A 14,251-nucleotide genomic window follows, 5' to 3' on the forward strand; every position below is an offset into this window, starting at 1 on the left:
TAACAATCCATCCAAAGGGAATTGTCAAACACAAGGAATTTTACCTCTAATTACAAAAAATCAAGCAAAAAAATATGTAAGCCCAGTATTTCTTTGTTCTCAAATATAAATTGACAAAAATTTAGTAGGATAACCCTATTAATTCCAACAAAAAAGTCGGACTGTATCTAGTCCGACTTTCTGCACTCATTCAATCTAGAAAGTACAATAACATGACTTTCTACTAACCCGATTGTACTATTTACTTAGGCGATTAACAAACAAATAGGAAGAAATACTGGGCCTACCGTCGACAAAATTAATAATATAGAAATAGATCCCATCTACAACACGCCCATCTTGAACCATCAGACTTGATAAGGACTTATTGGTACCATCCCAATCATTTTGGTAATTATCAGTCTCATAAACGATGCCTCCCCAGCGATTAAAAATAGTTAAGTGATGGTTTGGTAAGCTCAAAATGCCAGGGATAACAAATGTATCATTAATACCATCGCCATTAGGTGAAAAGCCATTTGTCAAATAAGTATCACAAATATCTTTATCTAATTGATTAGGAATGCCATCCTGATCGCAATCCGCTAAACCACCGTAATTAACATCATTTTCTAACTTATCCGATAGCCCGTCTCCATCATCATCGGAATCTTGAAAATTATATATTCCATCTCCATCCGTGTCTAATGGGTTTAAAGGATCAGACCCCACCTCATCTCGATCATTTATTCCGTTATTATCTGAATCTATGTCCTGGTAATCAGGTTTTCCATCTTTATCTGAATCTATGGGTTGAATCGGATTAGGGCCCACTTCCATTTCATCTAGTATTCCATCTCCATCAGCATCCAGATCCCTAAAATCTGGTATTCCATCTTGATCTGTATCTACGGGTTGATTGACATTAGGTCCTAATTCGATGGAATCTAAAATCGTATCATTGTCAGCATCCAAATCTTGATAATCTGGCATACCATCTTGGTCCGTATCAGTTGCTTTCGCTTGATTAAGTGGTTGAGTCTCTATTTTATCTGAAATTCTGTCATTATCAGAATCCATGTCTATGTAATCTGCTAAGCCATCCAGGTCAAAATCAATGGGAATTAAACCCTTACCTCGCTCTTGAAAATCGCTATATCCATCATTATCTGAATCCACATCCAAATAATTGAAAATTCCATCACTGTCGGTATCCGTAGGATGAATGGGATCTGGCCCAGCTTCAATAGCGTCCGATATCAAATCTCCATCCGAATCAACATCTCTATAATCAGGTAGGCCATCTTGATCTGTGTCCCTTGGTAAAATTGAATTTGAACCCACTTCAACCTTATCAGGAATACCATCATTATCGGAATCCCGATCTATATAATCATAAAAACCATCTGAATCCGTATCCAATGGAATAGAAGGATTCAGTCCAAATTCAATTTTGTCTAAAATCAGGTCATTATCTGAATCTATGTCTTCAAAATCAAATAAACCATCTCCATCCGCGTCCCATGGGTAGTTGGGATCATAACCAGCTTCCAAACTATCCACTCGACCATCATCATCTGAGTCAAGATCTAGGTAATTAGCAATGCCATCCCCATCAGTATCTACGGGTATTGAAGTATTTTTACCCGCTTCTTTTTGATCTGGGATCCCATCGGAATCTGAGTCCAAATCGATAAAATCAGGTCTTCCGTCCCCATCGCTATCCACAGGAATAATTCCCATTCCTTTTTCTATTGCATCCTTTATTCCATCATTATCTGAATCCAAATCCAAGTAATCTGGACTGCCATCAAAATCAGAATCCAAGGGGAGAATTGGATTTTTACCCACTTCATAAATATCCAAAATACCATCTCCATCGGCATCCGAATCGATGTAATCAGGTATACCATCTTGATCAAAATCTTTTGGTTGAAGTGGATTGGAACCGATTTCAATTTGATCTAATAATCCATCATTATCTGAATCGGCATCCTCAAAATCCGCTATTCCATCTGCATCTGTGTCCCTAGGAATAAATACATCAGCGCCTACTTCTCTTTCATCCGGCAATCCATCATCATCAGAGTCCAGATCCCGGAAATTGGGCTTTTCATCTCCATCTCGATCTGCGCCTAACTCAACACTATCGGGAATCGTATCATTATCTGAGTCTCCATCGAGGTAGTCAGCCTGACCATCACCATCCGTGTCTATTACTACTCGGTATTGCCCTCGGTCATCCCAACCATCGCCTTTTTCATCTTGCAAAAATTGGCAAGTAGCACATTTATTTTTTCCTTCCCAAGCATCTGGAATACCATCCTGGTCAGAATCATCATCTAAGTAATTAGGTTTGCCATCTAGGTCATTATCACCATCTCGCTCATCACTATCTCCTAACCAATCCCCATCTGAATCCAAATCACGGTAATTAGGAATGCCATCACCATCCGGGTCCGAGGTCCGTTCCATTTGATCCATAATGGAATCACCATCCGAATCAAGATCCAAGTAATCCGGAACACCATCACCATCCGTATCCGTCCTTGGGGCAGCCTTGCCTCCAAAACCAGTTTCAAGAAAATCGGCTAAACCATTTCCATTGGCGTCTGGAAATAGTCCATTTTTGTCTAATTTACCATCCCAATTATCATCTAAGGTTCCTCTAATTCGATCCGTAACTTCCCACACGTCCTGAATTCCATCTCCATCACTATCGCTGTCGATGTAATTTGGAATTCCATCTCCATCCAAATCACCCTCTCCTTCAATTGCATCCAAGATTCCATCATTATCTGAATCTAAATCTTGGTAATTGGCAATACCATCTCCATCCGTATCTATATTTTTCTCCACTAAATCAGATATCCCGTCATTATCTGAATCTGTATCTAGATAATTGTGAATACCGTCTCCATCCGCATCATTCCCCAGCTCCATTTTATCGGAAATACCATCTTTATCAGAATCTGTATCCAAATAATCAGGAATACCATCTCCATCACTATCGATATCTTGCAAAGACAATGGATTCCCTCCACGTTCGTAAGTATCATTCAATCCATCTCCATCACGGTCACCAGACAAAATAACCATGGAAGCGCTAACTGAAATATTTCCAGTTTGTTTACTAAAAGTAAAAGTACCCGAACCCTCATTGCCCAAAAATTGTATACCCAGCGAAGTTAAATTGGCTACTCCATTCACAAAATCTGTACTTCTGTTCAAAACGGTCCTTCCATTTGAAAAAGAACTTGTTCCAGTTAAATTGCTGATGCTCATATTGATGTTATTACTATTCACTGAGGCATTATAATTCGTCACTACATTTTTAAAAGCATCGTAAGCCGTTAGGGTATTAGTACCAGTAAATGGGACTCCACTGGTTTGGGGGCTTTGTAACTTCAATTCAAAACTACTCACCGCCCCTGGGGTGATAGTCACCTGAAGTTCATAAGCGCTGGAAGAATCGGTGGATATAAAGGAACCATCGGCAAGCTCCATGGTGGCACCAATACGGAAGGTTTCAGGAAAGTAAAATAAGTTACCTTGACCAAAGGTATTAATATCTCCATACAAGGAAATATTACATTGGACTTGATCTCCTATATTTCTTAAGACAATTTTGGGTAACTGACCTGTAATTGCCTGCCTGGCATTGGCTTTAAACACGACTTTTCTAGTAGCACTTTGCCATGTCCCATTTAAAGAAAATGCTGCTGGATTCTTGTCAACATCTTCAACACTAAGTTTAATAGGAAAATTTGAATTTGAAACTCTTGAAATTGATGATGAATTATTGCTAGTTATTTGGATTTTTTCAGCTTTACCTCCGTATATATATATTCTTCCAGTAAATATAGTGCTACTATTAAAGCTTGAAGTTAGATAAGTTGCGCCAGTACTTACTACTTTACCTGAATATGTTAAGCCTAATTTACATAAATCTGCCACCCCGTTAACAAAATCTGTTGAATCATTCAGTACGTTTCTATTGCCAGTAAATACCAATGTTCCATTTAATCCGTTTAAACTAAAACTAACAGGCATATATTTTGCATTAAAATCTTTTATCACATTAAAATATGAATCATAAACAGTTGCAGTATATTTCCCTTGAAAAGGAATTCTATTGAATTGAATAATATCACCTTGCAAATAAATTTGTCTGTATGTATCCGATTTAACATTAACCAGTAATCTGTCAGTACCAAGACATTGCAAAGAATTTCCTAATTCTTCCACATATATATAATTTAGACCACTTTTAAATAGTTGCAAGTTCAAATCAAGTTTGCCATTTTCAAATTGATCAGTAAAGAAAAAAACACCAAATTCATTTCCTGAAACCTTGGGTTTAAACGTATAATTATAAATAGTGGAATTAGACACATATTCTGAGGAATCAATCAAAATGTTTGCTTCTGCACCCATAAAAATCAAATTCAAACTTTGATTAAAGGAAATATCCACATTTCCATTATCGTCCAATGCCAGCAAAGTGATGGTCTGGGTCGTTCCTGCAACTTGGGTCGTATCTCCCACAATTTTAATTCGGGTGGCTGTTCCCACAGACCTCACTTTCCTATGGTCATTTAGCTCATGAGGAATGTTTGAAAAGGCAGATAAATCTTTTTTTAGTTCAATGGATGAATCAAACTTCTTGGCCTGAACACAACATGGTTCAAACAAGAGCATTAAAACTAAGACGAGCAGGGCTTGATAAAATAGCCCATTAAATAAGTGAAAGCGTACGCTTTCCTTCTCAGGAGAAAGTTTAGAACACATCGTATTATATGCCAAACTCTACACCCAGAGGTGTCTAGTTTGTCTATTAGTGGTTAAAATCTGGGCAAATATTCATTGCCAACACAAATATGAAAAGAATGAAGGATATTTTGAGGGCTATCCGTCAAAAATTTGTACTCAAATTCGAGTAGGTGGGCAAAAAAAAGTCGAAACTTAAAAAGTCCCGACTTTCTGCAATCCGTGTTCTAATGTTTTTGAGGTTTCCCTCTTATTGAAATGATGTTTAAGGCATCACTTCAATTTCTTTATTTATCCAGGCGGTTCACGTAGATGAACGACTGGATATTGGGTTTCGCTCCTTTGAAGTCGATGACGTAGAAATAAACACCATCGGTAATAGTTCCTTCACCTTGAACGATACCTAAGCCTTTTGGTATCTCACCGCCCCAATCATTTTTATAATTGTCGGTTTCGTACACCACATTACCCCAGCGGTTGAAGACCGTTAAGTGGTGACTTGGCATACTCATGATACCTGGTATCACAAACTTATCATTGATACCATCTCCATTGGGAGAGAATCCTTGAGTGACAAAAGGCTCACAGATATCCTTATCCTTACTATTTGGTATACCATCTTTGTCACAATCTGGTAATGCTCCATAGTTGATATCATCTTCCAATTTATCAGGGATACCGTCGCCATCATCATCTGGATCTTTGTAATCTGGTATTCCATCTCCATCGGTATCTATTGGGTTCATTGGATCTGGTCCAACTTCTTCCTGATCAGAAATTCCGTTGTTATCAGAGTCTGTATCTCGATAATCTGGCAAGTCATCCCCATCTGTATCCACTGGATTATTTGGATCTGGACCCGCTTCTTTTTTGTCAGGGATAGTATCATTATCCGAATCAGTATCGCGGAAATCATAAATACCATCCTTGTCTGTATCATATGGTCTGTTTGGATCTGGACCTACTTCTACTCGATCCGGAATCGTATCTGCATCCGTATCTAAATCCACATAATCTGGCATTCCATCCCTGTCGGTATCTACCGGAACTTTAGGATTATCTCCTGCCTCAATTCGATCCGGTATGGTATCATTATCAGAATCTGTATCTGTATAATTTGCTTTTCCATCCTTATCAGTATCTACTGGAATCAATGGATCTTTACCTGCCTCCACGCTATCTGGAATAGCATCGTTATCTGCGTCTAATTCGCGATAATCTGGTAAACCATCCCCATCTGAATCCTGTGGTTTCAATGGATTAGCTCCCGCTTCAATGAAATCTGGAATACCATCATTATCCGAATCAGTATCACGATAATCGTATCTAGGGGAACCGTCGCCTAATAAATCTCCATCCGTATTTAGAGGATTATTTACGTCTGCTCCTACCTCGACAATATCTAGGATACCGTCATTGTCGGAATCAATATCTCGGTAATCTGGTAATAAATCCCCATCAGAATCCAAAGGAACTACTGGTACTTTACCTGCCTCGATACTATCTGGGATGGTATCATTATCGGAATCGGTATCCAACATATCTGGCATTCCATCCTTATCGGTATCTACCGGTACGCCGTTGATAATACCAACCTCAACCCCATCTGGCATGGTATCATTATCAGAATCAATATCACGGTAATCTGGCAATCCATCTTTGTCCGAATCTCTTGGCATATTTGGATTAGGTCCAACCTCGATCTTATCTGCCACCGTATCGTTATCAGAATCTGTATCCTGGAAGTCATATTTTCCATCTTGATCGGAATCCAATGGTTTCCATACATCAGGACCTACCTCTACCTTGTCTGGAATCGTATCATTGTCTGCATCTAACTCCAACATATCTGGTATACCATCTCCATCTGTATCCACTGGTTTAGATAAATCTTTACCTGCTTCTATGTTATCTGGAATACCATCGCCATCAGAATCTGTGTCTTCGAAATTCTTCAAGCCATCTTTATCTGTATCCCAAGGTGCTTTGCAATCCCCTACCTCTACGATATCCAAGATTCCATCACCGTCTGAATCAGTATCACGGAAGTTCGCCAATTTATCCTGATCCCAATCTGCTCCACCCTCTACTCCATCAGGAATACAATCATTATCTGAATCCAAATCTAAGAAGTCAGGAGAACCATCTTTATCCGTATCAATAACCGCCTTATACTCTCCACGATCATCCCATCCATTGTTATTTCCATCGTCTAAAGTATTACATTCCCTACACTTATCTTTTCCTTCCCAAGCATCTGGTATACCGTCATTATCTGAATCATCATCCAAGTAATTTGGAATTCGATCGCCGTCATTATCTGTATCACGTTCATCGCTATCACCTAACCAGTCGCCATCTGAATCTTTATCGCGATAATTTGGATATCCGTCTTTATCAGGGTCATTGGTTAACTCAACTTTATCAGGTATACCATCCCCATCAGAATCTAAGTCTAGGTAATCAGCTATTCCATCCTTATCTGTATCAGGTACTGGAGCTGGATTAGCTTCTAAGAAGTCTGCCAAACCATTACCATTTACATCTGGGAAGGCTCCATTTTTATCCACTCGACCGTCATAGTTGTCGTCAATTGTACCACGTTTATTATCAGTTCCTTCCCAAGCATCCATAATGCCATCATTATCTGAATCGGTATCTAGGAAGTTCATGATTCCATCCCCATCAGTATCATAGGATCTTTCTTGTGAATCCAAAATACCGTCATTATCGGAATCTAAATCTAGGTAGTTGGCATCCCCATCCCCATCGCTATCGATGTTCTTTTCCATTACATCCAAAATACCGTCATTATCGGAATCTGGATCTAAGAAGTTAGGAATTCCATCTGAGTCAAAGTCTTGGCAAGAACCAGTTCCCAAATATCCTCCGTTACATTCCATTTCATTGGAAATTCCGTCATTGTCGCAGTCTCCAGCGAAGTATTTCGCATATCCAATGCTTCCTTTTGGTGGAATATAGCCAGCTACACCACCTGAACAAGCATTCGATGGTTCTACGTCAGTTCCGTTAGGAGAACCGTCGCCGTCGCAATCCAAGGCCTTCCAAGTAACTGAGGTTTTGCTCATCACAAAAGAACTCATTACATATGAACAAGGGTCGTTCATGTCAGTATTGTCCTTCAACTCTTGCTCATCTGTCACACTATCACCATCGGTATCTGGAGAAACTATAGCCACTTCAGGTGTTTCCACAGCTTGGCCTTCTGTAGGACTAATGGTCAACTTAACAGAACCGGAAGTAGCCTCTTTGAATATTATTCCCAATACAGAGAAATCAGCAACTCCCTGAGTAAAGTCAGTTGGTTTGGACAAGACATAGGTTGTTTGATTGGTAGTAGTTGTTCCAGATATGCTAGAAACCACAATCTTAACAGGGTTTTCAGCCGCATTAAATGTTTTCACCACATTACCATACTCATCCACCGCTTTCATGGTACCCGTAATAGGTTTCCCTGACTCTTGTTGTGTATCAAGTTTTACGTCCAAGTAGTTGAACTTATCTGCCTCAACCTGAATCGGTAATTTATTTTCTGGTTTCGTTGCAATGGTTCCATCTGCTGCTTTCACCTCAATATTTGCATTTTCTGCCGCATATAAGATCAATTCTAAGGTAGCTATTCCATTCACAAATTTCACCGTAATGGCTGTACCTAATGGAGTATACCCATCCAGCACCTTGTTGGCTGTTGGAGTATTGTTGTTGGAAGATGCTAAACTTGCCCCACCAGTAGCCGTACTCAAAATATTAACTGTTGAGTTGCTTGTACTTTTCTTAGATTCTACCTTACTCTGAGTTTTGCTATCACTTGGAATCGATAAGGTAGACGTTTGTTTTAAAGTAACTTGAGGATTGGCTGAATTATTTGGAGCTGGACTAGCGCCAGTGAATATGGTATTCAAGGTTGAGTTGTATCCAGTGACAACATTTCCATAGGCATCTACCATTTTCAACTGCATAGTTACTGGGCTACCAGCTGTGGTCTTGGTTTGATCTGAGAACAATACAAAACTTGCTGGTGATCCTGGAACTACACCAAAGGCATTGGACTCACCCGTTTTACCATTTACATTGGAATTGGACAATCCAGTTCCTGTGGCCAACAGTACTACACCGGATTCACTCTTGCTGTATGTCCATCCGCTGATAACCACTGAGCTGGAACCAGCTAATAATGTAGCCGAAACTGTACCACCAAGAGTACCTGTACCTGTTTTCACGGATAAGGTTATCAGGCCACTAGCTGTAGCCACCACCGGATTATTAACAACATCCACCAAGGTAGCAGTAACTGTTTGAGCTATTCCAGCTACCGGGTTGCTAATGGTACTAAGTTTAATTTTAGCCGCAGCTCCATTACTAATAGTTATGCTTGGGCTAGTCACAGTGGTACCTGTAGTAGCTGTAAAAGTAAAAGTACCCGTTCCCGTTTCACCTGTGTAGATCAATCCAAGAGCAGTCAAATTAGCTACTCCGTTTACAAAGTCAGTAGCAGCCGTTAATTTATTAGTTCCAGATAATCCAGAGATAGCACCTACTAAATTGGTGGTCACCGTCACATTATTACTGCTTGCATTGAAGTTCGTTATCGCATTACCAAATGCATCCTGAGCCGTTAAGGTGTTCTCCCCTACAAATACTTGACCAGCTACCTGCGGACTTGCTAAGTTCAATTCAAATTTGGATAAGCTACCTGAACTTACTACAACTGACAAACGATCAGTTCCAATGGAGTTGATAGTTCCGTCTGTCACGCTAATGGTAGCTGTCTCAGCTTTATACAATCTCAAGACAGCAGTAGCTACACCCGCACTGAAACTTATATTGGTTGCCATACCCATGGCTATGCCATCGATACTTGGGGCTGTAACTGGACTAGTGGAACTAGCTGCTCCAGTAAAGGTCAAAGACTTGGAGCCTGTGTATGCTACAGCTGTATTTCCGCTTGCATCTTTCGCTGTAATGCTTACAATTTGTTGACCACCAGCTGTTTGAGTACCTGTTCCCGTGATCACTAACTTAGTAGCGGCTCCTGCAGTAAAGGTGATGGTAGATGTCGCCTGACTTACATTGCCTCCAAGCACTGGATTACCGTTTATCGTAGCTACGAATACCCCAGTTCCAGGGATGTTGGAATTTACCGTAGCAGTATAAGTTCCATTATTATTGTCTGTTACAGCGGATACTGTTCCTACTCCAGAAGTTTTAGAAATAACCACTGTAGCACCACCTGTACTTAGAATATTTCCATTGGCATCTTTAGCAGTAACTGTCAATGTTTGTGTTGTACCATCAGCTGCTAAACTAGCTGTTATTGGTGTTAAAGCAGAGGTAGCCGCACTAATGGCTCCCACGGTGAAGTTAATTGTGGCTTGCGTTTGGGTAGCTCCGCCACTTAATACAGGAGAGCCGTTTATCGTTGCTACAAATACACCAGAACCTACCTCTGTAGAACTAACATTGGCAGTATAAGTACCATCTTGATTATCAGTTACAGCTGAAACGTTACCTACACCTGAAAGCTTCGTAATTGTTACTGTAGCCCCACCACTACTAATGGTATTTCCAGAAGCATCTTTCGCAGTCACGGTCAGAGTTTGTGTAGATCCACTTGCTAATACACTGGCAGAAATAGGCGTCAAGGTAGAGTTAGTGGCACTTGGAACATCTGCTCTTATTTGGATAGATGCGCTCGTAATAGCTGATCCTGTGGCCGGTGTAAAGGTAAATGTACCCGTACCAGCTGCACCTGTATACGTTAATCCGCTTAAGTTAGCTACCCCAGATACGAAGTCTGAAGCACTTGTCAATTTATTAGCCCCAGATAAACCTGAAATAGTTCCGCTTAGGCTGGTGCTTACGGTAATGTTATTTGTAGAAGCATTGAAATTCGTTACTGTGTTGCCATAAGCATCTTGAGCCGTCAAAGTATTAGTACCTGTGAAGGCTATGGCACTATTTTGTGGAGAAGTCAAACTCACCGCCAATTTAGAGAAGGCAGCAGCAGTAACTCCTAAACTCAAGCGATCAGAGCCTGTGCTAGAAATAGTACCATCTGTGGCAGAAATTAATGCCGTTTCTGCTTTGTATAAGGTCACATTCAAGGTAGCCACACCATTGACAAAGTTCACCGATGTAGATGTACCAAAGTCAGTGCTTCCAGCTATTGGAATAAACGCAGGATTACTAGATGCACTAGCACCTGAGAATACTAATGACTTATTACCTGTGTAAATAGTTGATGTATTGCCATTGGAATCCTTTGCAGTAATAGTAAGACTTTGTGCTACTCCAGCGTTGACGCTAGATGCCGTAGAAGTAATGATAAACTTGGTAGCCTCACCACCATTAATTAACACGTTTCCACTGGTAATTGCGGTACCCGTTGCAGGAGTGAACGTAAATGTTCCTGTGCCTGGACTACCGGTATACATCATACCTAAGCTTGTCAGGTTTGCTACTCCATTCACAAAGTCACCAGCTGCTGTTAATTTATTTGTACCTGATAGACCACTGATTGTACCCGATAAAGTAGTACTAACGGTAATGTTATTACCTGCTGCATTAAAGCCAGTCACCACGTTACCAAAGGCGTCTTGAGCCGTTAAGGTATTTGTACCTTTAAAGGTTTCCGTGCTATTTTGTGGACTTGCTAAGCTAACTGACAATTTACTAAAGCTAGCCGCATTGACTGTCACGCTTAAGCGATCTGCATCCTCAGCAGCAATGGTACCGTCTCCTACCGCCACCACAGCCGATTCAGCCTTATAAAGTTCCATAGAAGCCGTTGCTACACCATTCGTGAAAGTAATGGAAGTAGCTGTACCAAATTCCGTAGTATTTACTTTTGCCAAAGTGGTAGGGCTGGATGATGCATTGGCACCAGAGAATGTCAATGATTTCGCTCCAGTATAGGCTGTTACTATGTTGCCTTCATCATCTTTAGCTGTTATTGTAATTGTTTGGGCTACACCCGCAGTTTGTGTACTGGTTCCTGTAATCACTAGGCGAGTAGCCGCACCACTGGTAATGGTTACATTGGAGCTTGTCACTGCCGTACCAGTGGCAGGTGTAAAGGTAAATGTACCTGTTCCTGCAGTTCCAGCAAATTTCATTCCCAGACTAGTCAAATTAGCCACTCCATTGACAAAATCGTTGGCATCGGTAAGCTTATTAGTGCCCGATAAACCTGAAATCGTTCCAGTCAATGTGCTAGTAACTGTTACATTATTGGTAGCTGCATTAAATCCCGTCACAATATTACCGTATGCGTCTTTCGCTGTTAAAGTATTAGTACCTGTAAAGGCTACTCCACTTGCTTGAGTATTTGCCAAGGCAAGAGTGAATGTGTCAAACGCCCCTGGATTCACAGCGACAGATAATCTGTCGGTTCCTGTAGAAGTAATACTTCCATCAGTAGCTGTAATCACAGCATTCTCCACTTTGAATAAATTCATACTAGCTGTAGCCACACCATTGCTAAAGTTAAGGCTAGTACTTGTACCAAAAGCTACTGAAGCTACCGTTGGATTATTAACCGGCGAGGTAGTGGATGTGGCACCTGTAAAGGTGATATTTTTAGCTCCTGTATAACTTGTAATCGTATTTCCACCAGAATCTTTCGCAGTTAAGGTGATGGTTTGAGAGGCGCCTGCTACCTGAGTAGATGATCCTGTGATAATAATTCTACTTAAAACACCCGGATTAATGTTTACAGGACCAGCAGTAGTAGCTGTACCAGATGCTGGCGTAAAGGTAAAATTAACTGAACCAGAAAGACCGGTATAAATCATTCCTAGGCTAGTTAAATTAGCAACTCCATTCACAAAGTCACCTGCTGCATTTAATTTGTTTGTACCAGATAATCCAGTAATTGTTCCCGTTAAACTAGAAGTTACGGTAATGTTGTTAGAGCTTGCATTGAAGTTGGTTACCGTATTTCCATAAGCATCTTTTGCTGTCAATGTATTGCTTCCAGTAAAGGCAACTGCATTAGATTGTGAAGCTGCTAAGCTAACAGCTAATTGACTGAAAGAAGCTGGACTCACAGTTACAGTTAATCGATCTGTTCCAGTAGTAGCCGAGATACCTGATGTGCTTGCCGCGATATTCGCTGTTTCTGCAGCATATAATCTTAAGTTGGTAGATGCCACACCATTGGTGAATGTCACCACCGTATTATCAGCAAAATTAGTAGCCACCGAAGATTTGTCACTTGCACTTGGAGTAAAGCTCGAATTAGGTGACACACTAGCACCCGAGAATACTAGGGTCTTATCTCCAATAAAGTTAGTTACTGTATTTCCACTAGCATCTTTAGCTGTAATGGTCGCACTAAATGCCGTACCGGCAATTTGACTCGAAGATGCGGCCGTAATTACTAAACGAGTAGCTGAACCAGTACTCATGGTAACATTAGAACTAGTTACTGCTAAACCGCTTGTTGGAGTAAAGGTGAATGTTCCTGTTCCAGATGTACCAGTGAAAGTCAAGCCTAAACTAGTCAAGTTGGCTACACCATTGACAAAATCTGAAGCATTGTTCAATTTATTACCACCACTTAAACCAGTAATCGTACCAGTTAAGCTGGCTGTAACTGTGATATTATTCGTAGATGCATTGAAGCTAGTTACTGTATTACCATAAGCATCTAGAGCCGTCAAGGTATTCGTACCAGTGAAGGCTATGCCATTGGTTTGCGAAGTTGCCAAGTTCAAGCCCAATTTACTGAATGAGCCTACTCCCACAGTGATAGATAAACGATCTGAACCAGTGGCAGATAATGTTCCGTCAGTGACTGCTAAATTGATGCTTTCTGCCAAATACAATGCCACATTAGCCGTAGCAACACCATTGCTAAATGTTACCGTAGTAGCAGTTCCTACATTAACCGCATTTGAATTTTTATCGGATACGGTCGGACTAGTCACTGGGCTCAATGAGCTTGAAGCACCAGAGAAGGTCAAAGACTTATCTCCCGCATAAGATGTTACCGTATTACCCTGCGCATCCTTCGCCGTGATCGTGATCGTCTGGCTGCTACCCGCTGTCTGTGTTCCAGTTCCCGTAATCACAAACTTATTAGCAGAGCCTGCATTGATACTCACATTACCACTCGTTACTGCCGTACCTGTCGTTGGGGTAAAGCTGAATGTGCCTGTTCCTACCGTTCCTGTGTACTTCAAGCCTAAGCTACTTAGGTTGGCTACCCCATTCACAAAGTCACTCGCACTAGTCAACTTGTTGGTTCCACTTAATCCACTGATCGTTCCCGTCAAACTATTTGCACTCACCGTTACGTTATTGCCACTCGCATCAAAGCCTGTTACCGTATTGCCATAGGCATCTAAGGCCGTCAAGGTATTGCTGCCTGTAAAGGCTACTCCATTGATTTGTGGGCTGGCTAAGCTCACAGACAACTTAGCAAAGCTGGCTGGGCTCACGGTAATCGACAAGCGGTCTGATCCACTCGTAGTCACTG

The 14,251-nt window shown here is 40.9% G+C and carries 2 protein-coding genes; both read right to left on the reverse strand.

The window, feature by feature from the left end; translation table 11 throughout:
* Window positions 1-237: 237 nt before the first annotated feature.
* Entirely contained in the window at window positions 238-4,770 is a 4,533-nt protein-coding gene (locus ESB04_RS03010) for a T9SS type B sorting domain-containing protein (protein WP_129026104.1), read from the reverse strand.
* A gap of 266 nt (window positions 4,771-5,036) precedes the next feature.
* Window positions 5,037-14,225: an invasin domain 3-containing protein gene (locus ESB04_RS03015; RefSeq protein ID WP_205749457.1), complete on the reverse strand. Its 9,189-nt coding sequence runs from the start codon at window positions 14,223-14,225 to the stop codon at window positions 5,037-5,039.
* Window positions 14,226-14,251 lie beyond the last annotated feature (26 nt).

Origin of the sequence: Aquirufa rosea, from assembly GCF_004118285.1 — a bacterium.
Taxonomy (GTDB): domain Bacteria; phylum Bacteroidota; class Bacteroidia; order Cytophagales; family Spirosomataceae; genus Aquirufa; species Aquirufa rosea.